Genomic DNA, 21977 nt, shown 5'->3' on the forward strand with positions numbered 1-21977 from the left:
GACGGCTCATACCAAGAGCCGGACGGGCGACTCAGGCCCTGGCGACGATCGAGGAAGGGGCTTCACCTGCTACTACCACGCAGTTGCGTCCACGGGCCTTGCCTGCGTAGAGCGCGTCATCGGCGCGTTGCAGCGCCAACTCGAGTCTCGCCTCATTGGGTTCGACCTGGCTGATGCCCACCGTTACGGAGAGATGCTGGCCTTCATCGAGCATCGGCAGACGCAGCGATGTCACCTTGTGGCGCAAGCGTTCGGCGATGAAGGTCGCGGTTTCGAGGTCTGCCTGGGGCAGGGCGATGACGAACTCCTCGCCACCGTAGCGGCCGATGATGTCCGTCTCGCGCAGCATCGAGGCGCAGCATGAGGCGACGGTGGTCAGCACCAAATCGCCGGTGGCATGCCCGTGGTGATCATTGAGTGTCTTGAACAGATCGATATCGACCATAAAGATTGCCAGAGGCGTGCCTTCACGTTGTGCCCGGCGGAATTCGCGCTCCGCCAGCTCGAAGAAGTGACGCCGGTTGGCAATGCCGGTCAGCGGATCGGTACTGGCCATGTGGCGCAGCTGAGCTTCGAGCAACTGGCGCTCTTCGATCTCCTTTTGCAGCTTGCGGTTGACCTCGCGTTCCGCCACCAGCAGGGCGAACTGCTTGCGCTGGAGTCGGTTGAGGCGACTATAGGTCAACCAGCCCATCAGGTTGGCGAAGGAGAGAATCAGGATACTGCTGACCAACATGCCGGGAGAGAGGGGCTTCCACAGCGCTGCCACCAGAATGAAGCCACCCGCCAGGTAGCCGTTCCAGGCCAATATCCACGGCAGGCGGTTGGGCACCAGGAGATAGATGGCCAAGCTTGATACCGCCACGCTTGAAATATGCAGGCCCACGCTGCCGGGATGCAGCAGGATGGATAGCAGCAAGCCGGAGATGGCGATGAAGTACACCAGGTTGAGCGGCCTGGGGCGATGTGCCTGGGCCGGCTGACGGCCGATCAGGCGTGCCAGTGCCAGGCAACTGAGCGCCACGACGAGGCGGATCAGCAGCAGGGCAAGCAGCTGTAGGCTCGCGCCGAGCAAGATGTAGTCCGCTGCACCGAACAGCAGAAAGATACCTGCAATGATCCACAAGGCATACCGCAACTGCTGTGCGTCCTGCAACTGCATGGTACGGCGATACAGGGCTTCCAGCGCCGAGTCCTGGAACTCGTCACGCCAGTCGAGCGAAGCCCCCTCCCCAGCCTCGTTCTTGCCAGCAGTCATGTAGTGTTCCCTTGAAAGGAGGCGTCAGGGTCGTGACGCCCTCCAGCGGAGCTTCTTGGTTATTGCCTTGCCCTGTGACTCTTCTATTACTTTTTGTTACGTGGAGTCAGTCTCTAAAGAATGGCCAATAAAGCCGGCGGGTGCCAGTCGCGACTATGCCAAAACGCTGCGGTAGGAAAAATAATGACGTGTGAGTGACAGAAGTGGGCGTTGGGCTTGTTCGATAAAGAGTAAGGAATATACATTTATTTCAATGAGATATCTCGACGCATGTTGCTCGTCGAGGCGATCGGACCGACCATGGGTCCGCGTGCCGGGGCGAAGCCGAAGAAGCCAAGTATGCTTCGCTCCAGAGATTTCACGCTGTGTGCACGATACCCGCTGCGTACACGATAATGGTGCTCCGTCACGGCTTGAGGCGATAGCCGGTACGGAAGATCCAACTGATCACCGCCAGTGCGACGCCGAGGAACAGCACGATGATGGCCAGGCTGGCCCAGATGCTGACATCGCCGGAGCCATAGAAACTCCAGCGAAACCCGCTGACCAGATAAACCACCGGATTGAGCAGGGTCACGGCTTGCCAGAAGGGCGGCAACATGTCGATGGAGTAGAAGGTACCGCCAAGGAAGGTCAGCGGTGTGACGATCAGCAGCGGCACCAGTTGGAGCTTCTCGAAGCCGTCGGCCCAGATACCGATGATGAAGCCGAGCAGGCTGAAGGTCAGCGCGGTGAGCATCAGGAACAGCAGCATCACCAGCGGATGCTGAATCGAGAAGGGGACGAACAGGCGCGCCGTGACGAGTACGATCAAGCCCAGGATTACCGACTTGGTAGCCGCCGCGCCGACATAGCCAAGCACGACCTCGAAATAGGAGATCGGCGCCGAGAGGATCTCGTAGATGGTGCCCGAGAAGCGCGGAAAGAAGATGCCGAACGAGGCGGTAGAGACGCTCTGGGTCAGCAGCATCAGCATGATCAGCCCGGGCACGATGAAGGCACCGTAGCTCACTCCGTCCACCTCGCTGATACGCGAGCCGATGGCGGCGCCGAACACCACGAAGTAGAGCGAGGTGGATACTACCGGCGAAACGATGCTCTGCAGCACGGTGCGCAGGCTGCGGGCCATCTCGGCCAGGTAGATGGTCTTCACCGATTGCAGGTTCATGCGCTCTCCCGTACCAGGTTGACGAAGATCTCCTCGAGCGAACTCTGCCGCGTATGCAGGTCCTTGACGCGCACGCCGGTAGCCTCGAGATCGGCCAGCAGCCCGGCGATGCCGGTGCCTTCGTCCTGGCGGGTGGCGTCGTAGGTGTAGACCAGCGCATGGCCCTCGTCGGCCAGCACGAGATCGTGGCCGGCGAGGGCGGCGGGCACGGCCTCGAGCGGCACGGCGAGGTGCAGTGTCAGCTCCTTGCGCCCCAGCTGGCGCATCAGCGTTGCCTTCTCCTCCACCAGTACCAGCTCGCCACGACGGATCACGCCGATGCGGTCGGCCATCTCCTCGGCTTCCTCGATATAGTGAGTGGTAAGGATGATGGTCACGCCCTGGTCACGCAGGCCGCGCACGACCTCCCACATCTCGCGCCTGAGCTCCACGTCGACACCGGCGGTGGGCTCGTCCAGGAACAGCACCTGCGGCCTGTGCGACAGCGCCTTGGCGATCAGCACCCGACGCTTCATGCCACCGGAGAGCTCCAGCAGGCGATTGTCGCGCTTGTCCCACAGGGTGAGTGCGCGCAGCACGTTCTCGATGTGCCCCGGATCCTTGGGCTTGCCGAACAGCCCGCGGCTGAAGCTGACCGTATCCCATACCGTGGTGAAGGCTTCGTTGGTCAATTCCTGGGGTACCAGGCCGATGCGCTCTCGGGCTTCGCGATACTGGGTCACGTTGTCGAAGCCGTCGACCTTGACGCTGCCGCTGCTGGCATTGACCAAACCGCAGATCACGCTGATCAGGGTCGTCTTGCCGGCCCCGTTGGGACCGAGCAGGGCGAAGATCTCTCCGCGGCGAATGGTCAGATCGACCTCCTTCAAGGCCTGAAAGCCGTCGCGGTAGGTCTTCGAGAGCTGCTCGACCTGGATCATTGGCGTCGCGCCTTCGGCGTTACCGTTGGCGGTGCTGCTCTGTTCCGGCATCGTGGTCGGGTTGGCTGAAAGGGTCATGCGGCGTCCCTATTGGCGAAAGAGCGAGTCGACATGCCCTATCCTAGCGTGTCGAGGCCCCCAGCACAGGGCCTATGAAAGGAAAAGCCGCCGGTGAGGGCGGCTTTGGAGACGGTAAGGGCACCGCCGGTTGAGTCGCGCTTCAGCTGCGGCTGGTGATTTCCAGCAGATGATAGCCGAACTGGGTCTTCACTGGACCATGGACCTTGTTCAGCTCGCCGGAGAACACCACCTCGTCGAACTCACGCACCATCTGGCCCGGGCCGAAGCTGCCCAGATCGCCACCCTGACGGCCCGAAGGGCAGGTGGAGTACTCGCGCGCTACTTCGGCGAAGTCGCGACCGCCCTCGATCTCGGCCTTGAGGGCCTCGCATTTCGCTTCGTCGCTTACCAGAATATGCCGTGCAGTTGCCCTGGCCATGCCGTGCTCCCGTGAGGTTGGTTGGTGTCAGTGCGGCGAGCATAGCATGGGAGCCATGCTTCGCGTACTCACCCCTTATTCGATCATCCTCCCACGCCGAACCTGAGTCGCAGGTTCTGCAGGCCCTCAAGCTCCATGCGCACTTCATCCGAGAATATCGGGTGGCCATGCAGGCGAATGGTGACCGTGGCATCGGCGCCGCGATAGCTGACCTCCGCGCGGATGGTGGCCTGGGTACTGAGGGGGGCCAACGGGTCGTACTCGATGCGCTGTACCTCCAGGGCGGTCAGTCCTCGTGCATCGAGCTGCTCATCGATGGCCTGCTTGACGACATGGCCGTAATAAACGTAGAGGCCGCCATAGGCCAGGGCAGCGATGAAAATAAGCGAGATGAGTCGGCCCAAGAGTGTCTCCTTCGTATGACGTTGATATCGGCTAGGTTCTGCGCTCGTCGCGTGTCGAGGCCAGCAGCACCCGATCCATGCCGCGCGTGGTGAGCAGTCGCTTCAGCACGCCGAACAGGTGGGTGGGCAGGGTCACATGATAACGCGGTTTGGGGCGCCGGCTCTCCAGGGCGTGGATCAGCTTGTCGACCACGGCAGCGGGACCCAGGGTGAAGGCACCGCCGGAAGAGCCTTTGCGGCCCGCCAGCCGGGCTTCCACGGCGCGATAGGTATCGCGGTGGTAGCTGTGATCGGCATCGATGTTGGCCTTGAAGGCGCGATAGGCGTTCTCGCGGAAGCGGCTGGCGATAGGGCCTGGTTCGATCAGGCTGACATGGATACCGCTGCCGTGAAGCTCCTGGCGCAGGGTATCGGTCAAGCCCTCCAAGGCGAACTTGGAGCACACGTAGGCGCCACGATATGGCAGTGCGGCGAACCCGAGCACCGAACTGTTCTGCACGATGCGCCCGCTGCCTTGCTCCCGCATCACCGGAATGATCCGCGTGGTGAGTTCATGCGTGCCGAGCAGGTTGGCTTCCAACTGAGCGCGCAGCACCTCCCGGGAAAGATCCTCCACCGCGCCCGGCTGGCCGTAGGCGGCATTGTTGAACAGTGCGTCGAGCCGCCCACCGGTGCGCTCCAGCACCTGCGTAATGCAGCTTTCGATCGATTCGCTGGAAGCCAGCTCCAGGGGCAGGGCTTCGAGCCCCTCTGCCTGAAGCCGTGCAAGATCCTCCTCGCGGCGAGCGGTGGTGAAGACGCGCCAGCCGCGTTGCGCCAAGGCATGTGACGCGGCATGGCCGATGCCGCTGGAGCCGCCGGTCACCAATACGCTGGGTGGCGTAGCACCGCTGGAGAGTGGGGAACGGCGACTCATGGCAGGGGAATCTCGTTGACCTTCTTCGGCACCTGGTAGCCGCGCTGAACCGCTGGGCGGTTGGCAATCCCGACGTACCAGCGCTTGACGTTCGGATAGTCGGCCAGATCGATGCGTTGCCACTCGTAACGCGACACCCAGGGCCAGCAGGCCATGTCGGCAATGGTGTATTCGTCGCCGGCCAGGTAGGTGTTATCGGCCAGCCGCGCGTCCATGACGCGGTAGAGACGTTGGGCCTCGCCATGGAAACGCTCCTCGGCGTAGGCTGCCTTGCCGGGCTTGAAGTGCAGGAAATGGTGGGCCTGGCCAAGAAGGGGGCCAAGGCCACCCATCTGCCACATCAGCCACTCCAGGGTGCGGTAGTGCTTCTCCGGCTCGCTGGGCAGGAAACGTCCGGCCTTCTCGGCCAGATAGATCATGATGGCGCCCGACTCCATCAGGGCGATGCCGGTCTCGTCATCGCGAATGGCGGGAATCTTGTTGTTGGGGCTGACCGCGAGGAAGGCTGGCTCGTGCTGCTCGCCCTGGGTGATGTCCACGGCGTGGGTGCGGTAGAGCAGGCCCAGTTCCTCGAGCAGGATGGAAACCTTGCGCCCGTTGGGAGTGGTCCAGGTCCAGAGGTCAATCATTGCGGTGTCCTTGCGCCTGAGGGGCAGCTTTCACGAAGTAGGCTGTCACGAAGTGCCTATGGGAAGTCTGCCAAGACCATACCACTCCAGCCAGACTCGGGGGTAACGGCCCAGTCGTCCTCGCCAGAGCCAAGCCAGCAGCTACGCTGAAGGAACATGCACCTTCGAACCTGCGAGGCCTGCCATGCATCTGCGAGGGTCCTGCCACTGCGGAGCGGTAACGTTCGAGCTCGAATCGCCACACCCGTATCCCTACCAGCGCTGTTACTGCTCGATCTGCCGCAAGACCGCGGGAGGCGGGGGTTATGCCATCAATCTCGGTGGCAGGTACGACACGCTACGGGTAACGGGAGAGGAGGTCGTCTCGATCTATCATGCGCTGATCGATGGCCAGCCGAGTTCCGGTGAGCGGCACTTCTGTTCCCGCTGCGGCAGTGCCCTGTGGGTCTTCGACCCGAGCTGGCCGGAGCTGGTGCATCCTTTCGCTTCGGCCATCGATACGCCTTTGCCGGTACCGCCAGAACGGGTTCATCTGCTGCTGGACAGCAAGGCCAGTTGGGTGGAGCCGGAAGTGAAGCCACGCGACAAGTGTTTCGATCACTACCCGCAAGAGAGCCTGGCGGAATGGCACGAGCGCCTGGGGCTTGTCAGGTAGGCGGGAGCCCTTGAGAATGGCCGCCGAACGGCTTCCAGGCGAGCCGCAGCGATGGCAAGGGGGGATCATGAAGCGAGAACACGTGCTGAGGACGTGGCTGGCGGCGTTGGCGCTGCTGGCCGTGGCCGGCCCTTTGGCAGCGAGTTCGCCGGAGGAACCCGAGATCGCAGGTAGCATGATGGGGTTGCTGGACGGTCAGGAGCGCGAGTGGTTCATCGTGCGTCAGGGAGCCGACTCCAATGCTACCTTCACCGAGCTTGGCGATCACATCAAGATAGATCTCGTCGGCTTCGTCGCGCCGGACGACTGGCGAGTGAGAGACTCGCTATCCCTCAGCATCACCCTGGAAGATGGTGAGGTCACACAGTTCGACGTGCTGCATGCGATTGGCGCAACTGCCATGCCGCCGGTATTCACTTCCGACCATGCCGCGCTCAATCTGACTCTTGATACTTTTAACGTGGAAGGCGTCAGAGCGCGCGTTTCAGGCAGGGTGCAGGGCATTCTGGCGTTGCAGAAAGCGTTGGATGAGGAACCCAGCGTGGACGAGGGTATCGGCATTTCGGTGGAGTTCGATGCCGAAGCATCCCGCCTGGAATACTGAACAGCGCTTTTCTCGTCTCACCGCGTTGCTGGCCGAGTGGCAGCCATGGTGGCAGCCGACACCGTTCACCTATCGCCTACCGCCGTGGCCGGCTGGCTTCTCCGCGCGGATCGAGGCGCTGCTCGAGCTGAATGACGAACAGGTGGCCCGGCTGCAGGCCAACCCCTGGCAGCAGTCGCCGCTGTGCGGCTGGCTGCCGGTCGATGAACTGGCCGCGCTGGTACGCCTGACACCGCTCGATGCCGCTCCGTTGTCGTTACCTGACGCATGGGGCAGCCACGTGAGCGGCCGCAAATGGCAGCAGATCGAAACGTTCCTCCAGCACCTGCGCGTGGCGCCGCACGACCTTTTGCTGGACTGGTGCGCAGGCAAGGGGCATCTGGCTCGTGCCTTGGCTCACTGTCACGCCGCGGAGGTCTCCGCCCTGGAGTGGCAGGCTCCGCTATGCGAGGAGGCCCGGCGTCTGGCAGCACGGCAGCAGGTATCGGTGAGGGTCCAAGAACAGGACGTACTGGCCCCCGACGCGAGTCGTTTTCTCTCTTCCAGGACTCACGCCGTCGCCCTGCATGCCTGTGGCGATCTGCATCTACGGTTGCTCGAGCTGGCGGCGGCATCGGGTAGTGCGGTCAGCCTGGCGCCCTGTTGCTACCACCGTACGCGGGACGAGCGCTATCGTCCCGTATCGAAGCGGGGCCGTGAACTATGCCAACGCCACGGCCTGCGGCTCGACCGCCACGACCTGGCCCTGGCCGTTCAGGAAACCGTCACCGCGCCACTGGGAGTGCGTCGTCGTCGTGAGCAGGCCAATGCCTGGCGGCTTGGCTTCGACGAGCTGCAGCGCGAGTTACGCGGCGAGGACAGCTACCTGCCGGTGCCCAGCCTGGCCTATGGCCGCTTGCCCGGACGCTTCGATGCGTTCTGTCGCTGGGCGGCGCATGGCAAAGGGCTCGAGCTGCCGGGCTCCCTCGATCTGGCACCCTATGAGCGGGCGGGCTGGAAGCGCCAGGCAAAGGTGAAACGGCTGGAGCTGGTACGCCATCTATTCCGTCGGCCGCTCGAAGTGTGGCTGGCATTGGATCGGATTTCACTGATGGAAGAGGCCGGCTTTACCGTAGAATTCGGCACTTTCTGCAACGCGGAATTGACGCCGAGAAATCTGTTCATCCACGCCAGGAAAGCTTAATCTGGAAGCAGTAGGTGAGGTCCTGCTTTCCGCTTAGCCACATCTGCCGATAACGATTATAACGACGCCTGCTTTGGGTCCTGGCAACACGCTGCGCGTGGCTGATCCTGGCGAAGACGTCGACATGCAAGGGAACCGAGCTGTGAACGAAGGTAACTCGGCGGCGTCTTTCGACGACGATCTGGGCTGTCTGCTGCATGAATTACCCCTGCCGGTTCTGGTGGTTCGGGCTCGGCAGGGCTGGCGTTTGCTGTATGCCAACGACGCTGCTCGCTGCCACTTCGGACTCGTCGGCAGGGTCGTGGAGCAGGATCTCCTGCAGCTCGTGGGCGATAGCGAGCGCCAGGCGCTGGAGGCGGGGGCCTCCGCCCTGATACAGGCTGACCTCACCGAGACGAAATTCGCGTATCGGGGAGGCAGCGGCAAGCCGCCTTGTGAGGCGGTTCTGCGACGCGCTACCTGGCAACGCCAGCCGGCATGGCAGTTGACCCTGATTCCTCAGCAGGATGCGGCATGCCCCGGCCGGGCGTCTTTTTACGAGCAGATGTTCAACACCAACCCGGCGGTCAAGCTACTGATCGACCCCGTGGATGGAGGCATCGTCGATGCCAACGATTCGGCGGTGGCCTTCTACGGCTATCCTCTCGATGTCCTCAAGCAGCTCAACATCACCGATATCAACTGCATGGATCCCGACGAAGTCCGGGCCGGAATGGCCAAGGCCGAATCCTGCCAGCAGCTGTTCTTCGAGTTCCGTCATCGTCTTGCCAACGGCGAGATTCGTGACGTCCACGTCTATTCGGGACCAGTATTGCTGAACGGCCACGAGTACCTGCACTCGATCATCGTCGACGTCACCGACGAGAAGCGCTACTACGCCCAGCTCGAAGCCTACAACAGTCTGTTTCACAACCTGCCCGTAGGCATCTATCGTCACACGGCAGGGCCGCGGGGGCACTTCACGGCGGCCAATCCCGCCATGCTGCGCATCTTCGAGGCAGACTCTTACCCGGCGCTCTTCGCCGCGCGAGTCTCTTCCTTTTACGCGTGCCCCAAGCAGATCAGGGCTTTCATGGCAGACCTCAAGCGTGACGGTGCCGTTGTACGCCGTCCGTTGCGGTTGCGCACCATGAAGGGCCGCCTCATCCATGCCGAGGTGACCGCCTATCGCCAGACGGAGGCGGATGGCACGGCGGAATTCAGCGGTATCGTCGAAGACGTGACGGCGCAGCATGCCGCACAGCTCAACCAGGACAGGTTGACGCATCTGCTCGATGCCTCGCCGGATATTGTCGCTATTGCCGATGCCGAGCAGCGGGTGGCATACATCAACAAGGCGGGGCGCGAGCTGCTCGGCGCCTTGCCCGAGGCGCTGCCGGATGCGTTGGCCACGGCGCATCCGCTGTGGGCGTGCCGGCTCATCCAGGAACAGGGCATTCCTTACGCACTGGAGCATGGCCATTGGTATGCGGAAACGGCAGTGAGGACGTGTGATGGCGAGATTCCCGTTTCGCAATTGATCGTCGCCCGACGTGACGAAAACGGTGTGCTGGATAGCATCGCGACTATCATGCGTGACATCAGCCAGGCCAAGCGCTATCAGGCCGAACTGGAATATCACGCCGGCCACGACCCCTTGACCGGCGCCGTCAACCGCAATCGCTTCATCGACCTGTTGACGCGTGAACGACAGAAGGCGCATCGAGAAAGCAAGCCCCTGAGCCTGGTCATGTTCGACATCGACCGCTTCAAGCACGTCAACGATTCCTTCGGCCACAGCGTGGGTGACATGGTGCTGAGCAAGCTGGTGCGAACCTGCGGTGCACTGCTACGCGAAGTCGACGTGCTCGCCCGTTGGGGTGGGGAGGAGTTCATGCTGCTGTTGCCCGACACTCCGTTGGCCGGGGCCGTGACGTTGGCTGAGCGTCTGCGTCGGGCAGTGGAGAAGGAGAACTTCAGCCCGGTACCCGGCATTACCAGTAGTTTCGGCGTTGCCGAACTGGGGCCTGACGAGCCGGAATCCCAGTGCTACAAGCGTCTCGACGAAGCGCTCTACCGGGCCAAGGACGAGGGACGCAACCGAGTCTGCATGGCCGAGTCGGCTGAGGATGTTGCCGAGCAGCCCAAGGCCCGGTAGCCCTGGGCCCCGCGCATGTCTGCGCTCAGCGCTTCACCTCCAGATGGAGCTCGACGGTGCGCAGCAGTCGCTGACGATCGATCCAGCCGCTGACGCGTCCATTCTCCATGACCGGGATCTGGTTCAGGCCATGTTCGTTCAGTAGCTGCAGGACCTCGTCGGCTTTGGCGCCGGGTGCGACATGATACAGCTTCTCGACGGGCGTCATGATGTCTGCAACCCGGGTGATGGGCCACTGGGCCTGTTCCACGCGACGCGTATCGCTGAGTGAAACCAGTCCCACCACGTGCGCGGTATCGGTGCCGATCAGGAAGGCTCGGCGGCCGGACGGCAGCACGTCTTGATACAGCCAGGCCTCGATAGAGCGCTGCGCATCGACCAAAGGAATATCGGTCTCGGCCAGGTCGCGGGCCCGGACTCCGGCCAGGCGCTCCCGTAGCATGTGCATGCGGCCCTGGGCCTGAGTCATGTTGAGCAGGAACCAGGCGATCAGCATGATCCAAAGCCCGCCAACCAGATTGCCTGCCGCCATGTTCCAGATGGCCAGGCCGAACAGGCCGTAGGCCACCAGTTTGCCGCTGGCAAAAGCCATCTCGTTGCTCTTGCGAGAGTCGCCGGTCCACTTCCAGACCAGGGCGCGCAGGACGCGACCGCCATCCAGGGGAAAGCCGGGAATGAGATTGAAGATGGCGACCACGAGATTGATCGTGGCCAGCCAGCCCAGTGCCACCGGGACCGGTTCATGCCAGCCGCTGGTCATGGCGGCGAGCAGGGCGAAGCCGGCGGCCAGGACAAAGCTCACGATCGGCCCGGCGATGGCGATCCAGAACTCGTCGTCCGCCTTGTCGGGATCGCGGGTCATTTGGGCCACGCCGCCAAAGATGAATAGAGTAATGGCCGTGACGGGAACGCCACGCCGAATGGCCACGAGACTATGACCCAGCTCGTGAGCCACGATGGAGGAGAAGAACAGCAGGGCGGTCACCAGGGCGGTGAGCACGGCGGTCGTGATGCTCCAGTCAGGGTATTGGTTCTGGAAACCGGCGCTCATGGTCGTCAACAGAAGGGCGAAAATGATCAGCCAACTGATATGGACTTCCAGGCGAATGCCACGGAAATGGCCGAGGACCAGCACGGATTTGAACATGGCGCCTCCCCCTTTTTTTGTCAGCCTAGTTTGATCGGTTTGTTGCGTGAAAGCCAAGCCGTGCGGAGGGGAGGGGCAATTTCTCTGTTCAGGGGTATGTCGGGCACCTATCTTGAGCACAGGGTTCGATCAGAGGGAGCGGGATGACTCCAGGGAGGGGGGAGAATGCGTATGAGCGTGTATCGGGGGCGAAGTGGCTCACGCCAGGGCGTAGGTGAGAACGCAGTGAGGCGCCGGCGCTCGTTCATGCCGACGATACTAGGCGCAATGGTGCTGTTCGCTGTTGTCGTCCTGGCAGGAGGATACTGGCTGATGCTGTACATGCCAGCAGCGTCCTTTCGCGGCGAGCCGGCTTCGCTAAGCGAGGATGGCAAGGTTTTGAGCGAGCGCTTGCATCGCCACGTGCGTACCCTGTCCGAGACGATCGGCGAGCGTCACTATTGGCGCCCGGAAGCTTTGCAGGCCGCCGAGGATTATATCGAGCAGGCCTTCCAGGCAGCGGGATTGCGGCCGCAGCGACAGGCCGTGCCGACAGGGAGCCGGGTCTTCCATAATATCGAGGTGATCCTGCCAGGCGGCCAGCTGGCGGAAGAGGTGTTCGTGGTTGGCGCTCATTACGATACGGTGCGCGGCACGCCGGGCGCCGACGACAATGCCTCCGGTGTGGCCGTGCTGATCGAATTGGCGCGCCTGCTGCAGCAGGCCGAACTCGACCGCACGCTGCACCTGGTGGCATTCGTCAACGAAGAGATGCCTTTCTTCGGCAGCGCAGCCATGGGCAGCCTGCAGTATGCCCGGCAGGCCCGCGCCGAGGGGATGCATGTCGTTGGCATGATCTCGCTGGAGATGCTCGGCTATTTCAGCGACGAGCCCGGTAGCCAGGCGTATCCGTTCCCCCTCGACCGTTTCTATCCCGACCAGGGCGATTTCGTCGCCTTCGTCAGCAACCTTGAATCCCGCCGCCTGGTGCATCAGGTCATCGAGGCGTTTCGCCACCATGCCGAGGTTCCCTCTGAAGGGTTGGTGGCGCCTCCTCTGCTGGGCGACATACGGCGTTCGGACCACTGGGCCTTCTGGGAGATGGGTTTTCCCGCCATGATGCTGACCGACACCGCCAACTTTCGCAATCCTTATTACCACGGCCCTGACGATACCCATGATCGGCTGGATTACGCCACCATGGCCAGGCTCACCAAGGGCTTGGCGGCGGCGCTGGAAAGCCTGGCCCGGCGCTGATCGGAATGACGAAGCAGGCCTCGCCGCAGGCGAGGCCCAAACGAGAGAGAAGTTGCCACAGCGGCGCGAGCGGCGTCTGGTACGTTCAGTGATGGCGGCTGAACTGGCCGTGGGGGCTCTTTTCCATCAGCCTCTCGAACTCCCTGCCGCTCATGTGCAGCAGCGTCTCGTGATCGCCGGCATCGAAATAGATGTCCGGCTGATGGCGCAGCATGTCGTCGACGTAGACCTGCAGGCCGTAGGCTTGACCGACCGGCGTAGTGGCGCCGGGATCGCAGTCGCGGAAACGGCTGATGATCTCTTCCTCCGTAGCCAGCTCTACCGGTTCGTTGAACAGTTGCGCAAGGCTGTTGAGGTCGGCATCACAGGTGCTGGGCAGGACGGCGATCCGGTAGCCTGAACTGCCGTGCAGCATGATGGCCTTGGCAAGCTGTTCGCCAGTGATATGAGTCTGCTGGGCAATGCGACTCGCGCTGACTTCACGGTCGTGCCTAACCTCCTCGTAATCGATATCACAGGCTCTCAAATATTCCCGAAGGGTTGCCGGGATAGCCATGACTCTGTCTCCCTCGGCACGGCGGCCGACGTTGCGAGTAGCGCTTCCCTGCTACGGTTTTCCTTTGATCTCAGCATAGCGTCAACGGACACGATGAGCAGGTCGGCAAACGATGAACCGAAGGCGACGCTGCCAGCAGACAGCGAGGGGCTGCGACTGCGATGCCATACGCAGCATCGTCTTGATTAGGCATATTGCGTTGATACGACAACATGCATGGCCACGCAGGGCTGACCATACTGTGCCGTGTGGGCGGGCGAATGCGCTGGCCCGACTTCTCCGGATGGCCGACGGCTCTGGCGGGCGTCTGCCCGGACACATAACAACAGCAAAGAGGTTGCGTCATGAGCGAGATGCTTACCCCCTTACGAGAGCGCTGCACGCGGCTCTCGTCCTTTCCTTACTTGCTGGCGGCTGGGTTGCTGGCGATCTCCATGAGTGCGGCGAGCTGGGCCCAGCAGGATGACGAGGGCGAGCCTGAGGCAGCTGCAGCAGACCAGGCCGAGCAGACCGATGCCGAGCCGAGCGAAGAGGCCGAAGCGGTCGGGCAGGACGCCGCGGCACTGCGTGAGGAGTTGGAGGCACGCGAGCGTGAGCTGCGCAACGCCCAGCGTGAACTGAGTGCACTACGGGCACGTCTGCCAGCCGAAGAGGGAGGTGAGCTGGACCTCGATGGCGCGCTGCGGTCAGCCAGCGTCACATTGGGAGCGATTCGATCCACGCGAGCGGAACTGATGCGTGCCGGCGGTCGCGATGCGGCGCTGGAAGAGAGTATCGATGAACTGATCGCCGAGCTCGAGCGTGAGCAGCGGCTGGTGGCCCGGGCACAGGATGCCAACCTTTACCGGGTGCAGCGTGGCGACACACTGGCCGCCATAGCGGGGCGCTTCTACGGCAACCGCCAACGCTGGGAGGAGATACACGAGGCCAACCGGCACGTGCTGCCCAATCCTGATCTGGTCTGGCCGGGATTGACCCTGGTGATTCCTCGCTGAAGCCTTGCCTACCGCCGTTTCACGCAAACGGCGGTAGGCGCTAACCAACTGAAAGCCGCTCAATAGCGGTCAGGCAGGTAGGGAGTGGAATTGATACGTCGATGGGGAATGGTCGTGCTCGCCTTGCTCGCGCTCACGGCTTGCTCGGATCGTGAGGAAAAAGTCCGCCAGGCAACCTTAGCGGTGCTCGTCAACCAGGCCGAGCAGCTCGATGGCTCGCGTGTGGCGACACAGGGAGTGGTGCGGCATTTCGAGGATCCGCTGCATTACTGGATCGAGGACGAAGACCTGAATCGCGTGGAGATATTTCCCCACGAGCGTATCGCCCCTCATCTGGGTGAAACGGTGCGAGTCGTTGGTGTTTTCGAGTACTCTTCCGCGGAGGGACGGCGTGTGACGCTTGAAAGCGTCGAGCCGATCAAGACCCCCTAGGGTTGGCGCAGGGGAAGCGATTGACTCAGCGAGGGAGCCGCATGATCGGGTTCACCCAGCGGCCACAGCTGCCGCCATTGTCGACCAGAGTCGATGCCATCGACCTGGCCCGGGGTATCGCCATTGCCCTGATGATTCTCAGCCATGCGGTCAGCGGGCTGCTGGGTATTCGTCAGGTGCCGGATTGGGGCATGGTACCGATCCACCTCATCACCAAGTTCTCTTCCTCGTTGTTCATCCTGGTGTTCGGTGTTGCCCTGGCGGTGGCCTTCCTGCCCAAGGTCGGCACGCCCGACTGGCCCAGGCGACGGCTCAAGCTGATGCTGCGCGGGCTCGAGGTGATGTTCTGGTACAAGGCGCTGACTATCGTCGAGATGCTGCCGCTCTTCACGCCCGGGGACATACTCGACACGCTGCTCTACCAGCGCTTCGCCATCTGGGTCGAGATTCTTGGCTTCTATGCGCTGGCGCTGCTGTGGCTGCCTTGGGTGCTGCCGCTGTGGTGTCGCATGCCGCTGTGGTCGCGGTTGTTCGCTCCGGTGGCGGTGGGCGTGATCTCGGTGATGCTCGAACGCCACTTCCACTTCTGGGACAGCGTAATCCTCAAGGCGCTTTTGGTGGAAGATGCCGATCACTACACTTGGGGCCAGCTGGCGCGCCTGCCGCTGGTGATGCTGGGCCTACTGGTCGGCGAGGCCATTCTGCGCTGGTACGGCGAAATCACCACTCGCCGTCGATTGTTGGCAGGCCTGGCCGGGTTGGGAGCGCTGTTTCTGCTGGGCTTCGTGGTGCTTTCGTTGCCCGATTGGTATGCGGCGCTGATGGCCGTGGCCTGGAACGTCGGCAAGCATCCCCCGAGGTACCCTTCATGCTGTTCAGTACCGGCGGAGCACTGGTGATCATAGCACTGTGCCTGCTGGGTGGCAGCCGTGCGGCAAGATGGCTCAAGCCTCTTACCGTGATCGGTAGCGATGCCCTGCGCGCCTTCATCTTTCATATCGTGGTGATCTTCCTGATCTTCCGCTTGCTGCTGGGCGCTTGGCAGGTCTACAGCTATCCCCAGGTGCTGGGCATTGGCCTGGCACTGATTCTTCTCACTGCGGGCTGGATTGCCCTGGTGCGCTGGTACAGGGAGTGGAGTCGATGAGGAAAGAAGGGCTCTGGCCTAAAGGGCTCATCCGAGCGCTGTTGTTGCTGGCCATGGCGCTACCGTCGCTTGCCGCGGCGCAGCCCGGTTGGGCGGAGCAGGTCGACGCCTGGGTCGAGCCGCCTTGGGCCGAACGCCTGAAGGCGAGGCTGGCGCTGCTCGAAGCTGGCTTCGATGGTGAGCTTGGGGTGCACGTGCGGGACCTCGATACGGGGGCGCGCCTGGGCTGGCGGGATGGTGAACGCTGGTACTTGGCTTCGCTGGTCAAGCTACCCGTAGCGATAGAGTTGATGAGCCGTGTCGAGGCGGGCGAGATGTCACTCGAGGATCGCCTGACCCTGTTGCGCAGCGACTATGTCGACGGCGCCGGCTCCACCAACTGGGCGCCACCGGGCAGTGCCTTGTCGCTGCGTCAATTGCTGGAATCTATGCTGATCGTCAGCGACAACACGGCAAGCGACATGCTGATACGTCACTTGGGGCTGGAGAGCGTCAATCGCCGGGCTCGCCAGCTCACTCCTGCAGGTGGGCTGGGGCCGATCACCACCTTGGTGGACGTACGCCGCCATGCTTTTGCCAACTTGCACCCGAGCGTCTTCGAGCTGAACGGCATGGACTTCATCGAGCTGCGCAAGCGCCAGGACGACGCCGCCCGAGTGGCGTGGCTGCGCCAGCGCCTGGGCCTCGCCCCGCAGGAGTTGCTGCTGCCGAGCATCGATGCAGCTTTCCGCCTTTACTATGCCACCGATCTCAACAGCGGCCGGCTCGACGCTCTCGGTGACCTGCTCGAGGCGCTGGCCCAGGGCAGGGCGCTGGGGCCTGAGGGCACCGCCGAGCTGCTGGCGATCATGGCGCGAACCACCAGCGGTGAGCGCCGGCTCAAGGCCGGGTTGGGGCGCAACGTCCGACTGGTCCACAAGACCGGTACCCAGCATCGGCTCGCCTGCGATGCCGGTATCGCCACCCAGGGGCAGGGCGATGACGTCCGCCGCGTCATCGTCGTTGCCTGCGCCCGGGGCGAGCTCAGCCTGGCCCGCAACGAGCAGATACTCGCGGCAGTGGGGCGGGCCGTATGGGAGGCGGGGGCCTTCGAAGGGTGAGCGATGAGCATGCCCATTGGCCGCACTCTACGACCAACGTCTAGGTTCTGTTAACTGGTTTTACATTGACAGCCCCGAAGCGACTGACCTAGCCTTCATGACATCGAATGTTACCGGTAACAAGTCATGCCGACATTCGACACCTCGGGAGTCGTGCAAGCTTCCGGGAAAGATGAGACGTGCCAATTCACAACGATAAATCGACTGGAGTCCGCCATGACCACCATCTGGCGCAATACCCTCACGCTAGCCGGTGCCGCCACTCTCTCCCTGGGTATCGCTTACGCCCAGAGCCCCGATCTTTCCGACCCGCCTGCCATCGAGGGCGACGTGGTGGGCGATCACGGCAGTCATACCCTGCGTATGGGCATCGGCCTGGCCGAGAGTTCGCCGCAGTATCTTTCCGTGCAGTACTTCGCCGATATTCTCGAGCAGCGCAGCGAAGGGCGTATTTCCGTCAATGTCTTCCCCAACAGCCAGTTGGGCGATGACGTACAGATGATGGAGATGCTCCAGACCGGCTCGCTGGACATGACCTATCCCTCCTCGTCGCCGGCGACCACCTACGTGCAGGAGCTGGCGGTATTCGACCTGCCGTTCCTGCTGCCGACCCGCGAAGCGGCCATCGCGGTGATGCAGAGCGATACCGCTCAGCGCATGTTGGATGCCTTCGAAGGCACCGGTCTCAAGGCACTGACCTTCTCCGAGAACGGCTACCGCCAGCTTACCAACAGCGCGCGGCCGGTGGAGTCGCCGGAAGACGTGGCCGGCCTCGACGTACGTGGCCTGACCGTGCGTACCATGGAGAACCCGGTCCATCTGTCGATCTGGGAAACCCTCGGGGCCAATCCCACCCCGATGGCCTTCGGCGAACTGTTCTCGGCCATGGAGCAGGGCGTGGTCGACGGCCAGGAAAACCCCTGGAGCACCATCCTGACCTCTAACTTCCATGAAGTGCAGGATTACGGTTCCGAGACGCGTCACGTCTACACGCCGTTCATCATGATGATTTCCGAGCGCACCTGGGATCGCCTGGCGCCGGAGTATCAGGAACTGGTGCAGGAGGCGGCACGTCAGTCGGCCGAGTACGAGATTCAGCTCGCTACCGAGTACGACGATTGGTCACGCGAGCAACTGGAGGAGCGCGGCATGCAGATCACCCGTCTCAATGACGAGCAGATCGCCGCCTTCCAGGAAGCCGTGCAGCCGGTCTACGACCAGTGGGCGCCGCGTATCGGTGAGGACCTGATCGCCGAGATCCAGTCCATCGTTGAATCCGCCCAGTAATCTCTTCATCCGTCTGACTTGGCAGGGCAGGGGGCGTCCCCTTGCCCTGCACGGAGCGCTGCATGACTTCGCCCACCCAACTGCCTGACGAGGCCAGCGCCTACCTGGAAGATCCCAGGCGTGAGCCGCTCGAACTCGATATCGAGGAGCGCCGCGGCCCGGCGGTTTTCCGCTGGATGACGCGCCTCATGGAACACTTGATTGCGACGATTCTGGTGGCGCTGATCGTCTCTGTATCGGCTAACGTAATCGGCCGCTCGCTGTTCAATCGCTCGCTGCCCTGGGCCGATGAACTGGCGCGCATGCTGTTCATCTGGCTGATCTTCGTCGGTGCCGCGGCCGCTTTCGCTCGCTACGAGCACATCGCCGTGGATTTCCTGGTGCGCCGGCTCAAGCCGCGGGCCGCCTATCTGCTCTATTTGTTGCAACACCTGATCATTGCCGCGCTGATGGGCATCATGGTGTGGGGCGGTTACCTGGTGATGTCACGCTCCACCGGACGCACCGCCATCCTCGGCGTGCCCTGGAACCTGATCAACGTCTCGCTGGTACTTTGCTCGCTGTTCATCGTCGCGATGTCGCTATGGCGGGCCTGGCAGTGCCTGCGCCTTATCCGTGATCCGGCACAAGCCAACCGAACGGCAGGAGACTGAGCCATGCTGTGGATCTTCCTTGGTATCCTGTTCGCCTCCATCATCATGGGGCTGCCGATCGCTTTCGGTCTCGGTGTGGCCGCCGTAGTCATGGCCGTGCTCTCGGACATCCCTCTGTCGATCCTGATCGAGCAGTCGATCCGCGGCGTGAACAATTTCCCGCTGTTGGCCATCCCCTTCTTCATTCTGGTGGGGGAAGTGATGAGCAACGGCGGCATCGCCCGCCGGCTGATGGAGCTCGCCGGGGCCTTGGTCGGCTTCGTGCGCGGCGGGCTCGGGCAGGTGGCGATCACCGGCTCGATGTTCTTCGGCGGCATCAGCGGCTCGGCGGTGGCCGATACCGCCGCCACCGGCGCGATGATGATCCCGTCGATGAAGCAGCAGGGCTATACCGCCCCGCATGCCACCGCGATCAACACCGTCTCCTCGGTGATCGGCATCATCATTCCACCGTCGATCCCGCTGATCCTGTTCGGCATCGTCACCGAGACCTCGATCAGCCGGCTGTTCATCGCCGGCATCGTGCCGGGGTTGATGATCGGCTTTGCGCTGATGGTGACCACGTTCATCATGGCCAGCATCGAGCACGCCGGGCAGACCCGAAAATTCGAGCTGGGCCGCCTGTGGCAGGCGCTGAAGGCGGCGTGGCTGGCGCTGGTGCTGCCGGTGATCGTGATCGGTGGCATCCTCGGTGGGGTCTTCACCGCCACCGAAGCGGCCGTGGCCGCACTGCTCTATTCGCTGTTCATTTCGCTGGTGGTGTACCGCGAATTTCACCCTCGCGAGCTGTGGGGCATGCTGATCCGCACCGCGCGGCTGACCGGCATGGTGCTGCTGCTGCTGGCGTTCGCCACCGTCATTGCCTGGTTCCTGACCATCAACATGGTACCGCAGACCCTGGTGAGACAAGTCCAGGCCATCACCCAGGAGCCGTTCCTGCTGCTGCTGATAGTGGCCGGCCTGCTCCTGCTGGTGGGTTTCGTGATGGACCTGACGCCGGCGATGGTGATCATGGCGCCGATGCTGACGCCGATCGTCACCTCGGTAGGGGTCGATCCGGTCTACTTCGGCGTGCTGATGGCCTTCATCCTCGGCATCGGCCTGCTGACGCCGCCCGTGGGTACCTGCCTCTACGTGGGCTGCGGTGTCGGCCGGGTCACCATGGAACAACTGGTCAGGGCGATGCTGCCGTACTACGCGGCGCTGCTGGTGGTGTTGGTGGTATTGATCGCCTTCCCCGGAATCGTGACCTGGCTGCCCGACATGGCTGCAGTCCGTGGAAACTGAGTGCGGCAACTGACAACCGGGAGGTGTCGTGAAAACAACCTCATACCGCATCGTGGTGATGGGGGTGTCGGGGTCGGGCAAGTCGTGTATCGGCGCCTTGCTCGCCAGCCGCCTCGGCGTCGCGTTCATCGATGGCGACGATTACCACTCGCCGGCCAGCATCGACAAGATGGCCAACGGCATCCCGCTCGGCGACGAAGACCGTCGCGAGTGGCTGGAGACGCTGGCCGGCCTGATCGGCGACCACCGGCGTCGCGATGCCTCGCTGGTGTTGGCCTGCTCGGCGCTCAAGCGGCGCTACCGCGAACTCCTGCGGCGCGGCGACCCTGGGCTCATCTTCCTGTTTCTCGAAGGGGAGCGTGAACAGTTGCGCGAGCGCCTGTCGGCCCGGGAGGAGCACTTCTTTCGTGGCGAGGCGATGCTGGACAGCCAGCTTCACGATCTCGAGGCGCCCGATGCGCTGGAGGCAGTGGTGAGCAACATTGCCGCCACGCCTGATGCCATCGTGACGGCTTTTCTGGAGGCGAAGCCCGAGTGTCGCCCTAGCAGCGACTGAACGGGCGCAAATGACGGCAGGTGTGGTGCGACTCCGGTATCATGCCGGCGGGCGCCATCGGCATGCGCCAGGACCACCAGCTGCCAGTGGGGCACCGTGAAGAAGAAACGACCGACACTCCAGGATATCGCCGACCGGGTCGGGGCGACCAAGATGACCGTCAGTCGCTGCCTGCGCGATCCTTCGACGGTATCGGAAGGATTGCGCAAGCGCATTTTCGCGGTGGCGGAGCAGGTCGGCTACATTCCCAACCGCGCTCCCGATCTGCTTTCGCGCGCCACCAGCCACTCCATCGGCCTGCTGGTGCCGTCGTTGACCAACCAGGTGTTCGCCGACGTTCTGGTGGGTATCGAGAAGGTCACCGAGCCGCTCGGCTACCACCTCATGCTCTCTCACTACGGCTATAGTGCCGAACTCGAGGAGCGCAGCCTGGCCTCGTTGCTCTCCTACAACGTGGATGGCGTGATCCTTTCCGACAGCCACCATACGGCACGCACCTGTCGCATGCTCGAGACCGCCGGCATCCCCACCGTCGAGATCATGGATGTGCTGACTCCGCCGCTGCATCAGGCGGTGGGCTACGATAACGTGCAGGCCGCCTACGATATGGTCAGCGAGATGATTCGCCAGGGCCGGCGTCGAATCGTCTATCTCGCCGTACGACTCGACCCTCGCACCCTGCAGCGCGAGCAGGGCTATCGCAAGGCCATGGAGGAGCACGGCCTGCCACCGCTGACCCTGCAGCGCAGCCAGCGCTCCTCCTACACCGTGGGCGCGGCGCTACTGGGCGAGATCCTGCAGGAACATCCCGAGACCGATGGCATCTTCTGCACCAACGACGACGTGGCGGTTGGCGCCTACTTCGAGTGCCTGCGGCGCGGCATTCGGGTGCCTGAGCAGATGGGCATTGCCGGCTTCCACGGCCACGACATGGGTCAGGTGATGACTCCGCGCCTAGCCAGCGTCGTCACCCCACGGCAAGCGATCGGCGAGCGAGCGGCCAGGGAACTGCTGGCGCGCATCCAGGGACAGGCGACCCAGGATCGTGCCATCGACTTGGGCTACCGTATCGAGCCGGGGATGACCCTTTAGCGAGTTCACATACTCTCTTCGACGATGAGCTGTGGCTGCCCCTTCGAGCAGGGTTCGATGCGTGCGTTGACACGATAGACCCGCTGCAACAGCTCGGGGTGACGACCTCGGTGGTA

At 63.0% G+C, this 21977-nt stretch carries 24 protein-coding genes; 15 read left to right on the plus strand and 9 right to left on the minus strand.

The features are described from left to right. Window positions 1-31: 31 nt before the first annotated feature. From EKK97_RS09175 to EKK97_RS09205, 7 genes are all read right to left on the minus strand, one after another. On the minus strand, window positions 32-1258 hold the full coding sequence (locus EKK97_RS09175; protein ID WP_159551310.1) for a GGDEF domain-containing protein: 1227 nt from the start codon (window positions 1256-1258) through the stop codon (window positions 32-34). Between the two features lie 406 nt (window positions 1259-1664). Beyond that, window positions 1665-2426: an ABC transporter permease gene (locus tag EKK97_RS09180; RefSeq protein WP_159551312.1), complete on the minus strand. Its 762-nt coding sequence runs from the start codon at window positions 2424-2426 to the stop codon at window positions 1665-1667. Continuing rightward, entirely contained in the window at window positions 2423-3346 is a 924-nt protein-coding gene (locus EKK97_RS09185; RefSeq protein ID WP_422673564.1) for an ABC transporter ATP-binding protein, read from the minus strand. Before EKK97_RS09185 ends, EKK97_RS09180 begins: the two co-directional genes overlap by 4 nt. A gap of 220 nt (window positions 3347-3566) precedes the next feature. Beyond that, window positions 3567-3845: a peptidylprolyl isomerase gene (locus tag EKK97_RS09190; protein ID WP_159551314.1), complete on the minus strand. Its 279-nt coding sequence runs from the start codon at window positions 3843-3845 to the stop codon at window positions 3567-3569. Window positions 3846-3928: 83 nt separating this feature from the next. Next, on the minus strand, window positions 3929-4249 hold the full coding sequence (locus EKK97_RS09195; protein WP_159551316.1) for a hypothetical protein: 321 nt from the start codon (window positions 4247-4249) through the stop codon (window positions 3929-3931). A 31-nt stretch (window positions 4250-4280) separates the two neighbouring features. Then, the gene (locus tag EKK97_RS09200; protein WP_159551318.1) at window positions 4281-5165 is read right to left on the minus strand and encodes an SDR family NAD(P)-dependent oxidoreductase; all 885 of its coding nucleotides are present in this window, start codon (window positions 5163-5165) and stop codon (window positions 4281-4283) included. After that, a complete protein-coding gene (locus EKK97_RS09205) occupies window positions 5162-5794 on the minus strand; it encodes a glutathione S-transferase family protein (RefSeq protein WP_159551320.1) in 633 nt (210 codons plus the stop codon). The genes EKK97_RS09200 and EKK97_RS09205 overlap by 4 nt, the downstream gene beginning before the upstream one ends. A gap of 184 nt (window positions 5795-5978) precedes the next feature. Between EKK97_RS09205 and EKK97_RS09210 the strand changes: the two genes are divergently transcribed. The 4 genes from EKK97_RS09210 to EKK97_RS09225 all read left to right on the plus strand — a co-directional run bounded on the left by EKK97_RS09210 (window position 5979) and on the right by EKK97_RS09225 (window position 10373). Beyond that, window positions 5979-6449, plus strand: coding sequence for a GFA family protein (locus EKK97_RS09210; protein WP_159551322.1), 471 nt, complete (start codon window positions 5979-5981; stop codon window positions 6447-6449). 16 nt (window positions 6450-6465) lie between these two features. Then, window positions 6466-7053, plus strand: coding sequence for a hypothetical protein (locus tag EKK97_RS09215; protein ID WP_159551324.1), 588 nt, complete (start codon window positions 6466-6468; stop codon window positions 7051-7053). Further along, window positions 7025-8236: a methyltransferase gene (locus tag EKK97_RS09220; protein ID WP_159551326.1), complete on the plus strand. Its 1212-nt coding sequence runs from the start codon at window positions 7025-7027 to the stop codon at window positions 8234-8236. Before EKK97_RS09215 ends, EKK97_RS09220 begins: the two co-directional genes overlap by 29 nt. 142 nt (window positions 8237-8378) lie before the next feature. After that, the gene (locus tag EKK97_RS09225; RefSeq protein ID WP_159551328.1) at window positions 8379-10373 is read left to right on the plus strand and encodes a sensor domain-containing diguanylate cyclase; all 1995 of its coding nucleotides are present in this window, start codon (window positions 8379-8381) and stop codon (window positions 10371-10373) included. Between the two features lie 25 nt (window positions 10374-10398). On the opposite strand, the gene EKK97_RS09230 is transcribed toward EKK97_RS09225, so the two are convergent. Next, complete coding sequence (locus tag EKK97_RS09230; protein ID WP_159551330.1) at window positions 10399-11520, minus strand: site-2 protease family protein; 1122 nt, start codon at window positions 11518-11520, stop codon at window positions 10399-10401. 246 nt (window positions 11521-11766) lie between these two features. On the opposite strand from EKK97_RS09230, the gene EKK97_RS09235 reads away from it, so the two are divergent. Further along, complete coding sequence (locus tag EKK97_RS09235) at window positions 11767-12756, plus strand: M20/M25/M40 family metallo-hydrolase (protein ID WP_234286374.1); 990 nt, start codon at window positions 11767-11769, stop codon at window positions 12754-12756. 85 nt (window positions 12757-12841) lie between these two features. Here EKK97_RS09235 and EKK97_RS09240 read toward each other — a convergent pair whose 3' ends face one another. Next, window positions 12842-13312, minus strand: a complete 471-nt coding sequence (locus tag EKK97_RS09240) for an aminoacyl-tRNA deacylase (protein WP_159551332.1) — start codon at window positions 13310-13312, stop codon at window positions 12842-12844. A gap of 344 nt (window positions 13313-13656) precedes the next feature. Between EKK97_RS09240 and EKK97_RS09245 the strand changes: the two genes are divergently transcribed. The 10 genes from EKK97_RS09245 to EKK97_RS09285 all read left to right on the plus strand — a co-directional run bounded on the left by EKK97_RS09245 (window position 13657) and on the right by EKK97_RS09285 (window position 21861). Beyond that, complete coding sequence (locus tag EKK97_RS09245) at window positions 13657-14307, plus strand: LysM peptidoglycan-binding domain-containing protein (protein ID WP_159551334.1); 651 nt, start codon at window positions 13657-13659, stop codon at window positions 14305-14307. Between the two features lie 108 nt (window positions 14308-14415). Further along, the gene (locus EKK97_RS09250) at window positions 14416-14739 is read left to right on the plus strand and encodes a hypothetical protein (RefSeq protein WP_159551336.1); all 324 of its coding nucleotides are present in this window, start codon (window positions 14416-14418) and stop codon (window positions 14737-14739) included. Window positions 14740-14780: 41 nt separating this feature from the next. Next, on the plus strand, window positions 14781-15638 hold the full coding sequence (locus EKK97_RS09255) for a heparan-alpha-glucosaminide N-acetyltransferase domain-containing protein (protein ID WP_340162950.1): 858 nt from the start codon (window positions 14781-14783) through the stop codon (window positions 15636-15638). Further along, on the plus strand, window positions 15608-15886 hold the full coding sequence (locus tag EKK97_RS25760) for a hypothetical protein (RefSeq protein WP_340162951.1): 279 nt from the start codon (window positions 15608-15610) through the stop codon (window positions 15884-15886). The genes EKK97_RS09255 and EKK97_RS25760 overlap by 31 nt, the downstream gene beginning before the upstream one ends. Continuing rightward, on the plus strand, window positions 15883-16986 hold the full coding sequence (locus EKK97_RS09260) for a serine hydrolase (RefSeq protein ID WP_159551338.1): 1104 nt from the start codon (window positions 15883-15885) through the stop codon (window positions 16984-16986). Before EKK97_RS25760 ends, EKK97_RS09260 begins: the two co-directional genes overlap by 4 nt. Before the next feature lie 216 nt (window positions 16987-17202). After that, window positions 17203-18273, plus strand: a complete 1071-nt coding sequence (locus EKK97_RS09265; RefSeq protein ID WP_159551340.1) for a TRAP transporter substrate-binding protein — start codon at window positions 17203-17205, stop codon at window positions 18271-18273. Between the two features lie 62 nt (window positions 18274-18335). Next, window positions 18336-18926, plus strand: a complete 591-nt coding sequence (locus EKK97_RS09270; protein WP_159551342.1) for a TRAP transporter small permease — start codon at window positions 18336-18338, stop codon at window positions 18924-18926. Between the two features lie 3 nt (window positions 18927-18929). Further along, on the plus strand, window positions 18930-20213 hold the full coding sequence (locus tag EKK97_RS09275; RefSeq protein ID WP_159551344.1) for a TRAP transporter large permease: 1284 nt from the start codon (window positions 18930-18932) through the stop codon (window positions 20211-20213). Between the two features lie 28 nt (window positions 20214-20241). Further along, window positions 20242-20769 carry a gluconokinase gene (locus tag EKK97_RS09280; RefSeq protein WP_234286372.1) on the plus strand — a complete coding sequence of 176 codons (528 nt, stop codon included), beginning with the start codon at window positions 20242-20244 and terminating at the stop codon, window positions 20767-20769. Window positions 20770-20865: 96 nt separating this feature from the next. Further along, window positions 20866-21861 (plus strand): substrate-binding domain-containing protein, encoded by a 996-nt coding sequence (locus EKK97_RS09285; protein WP_159551346.1) that lies wholly within the window; start codon window positions 20866-20868, stop codon window positions 21859-21861. The last annotated feature ends 116 nt before the right edge of the window (window positions 21862-21977 follow it).

It is taken from the genome of Billgrantia tianxiuensis, assembly GCF_009834345.1.
GTDB lineage: Bacteria > Pseudomonadota > Gammaproteobacteria > Pseudomonadales > Halomonadaceae > Halomonas > Halomonas tianxiuensis.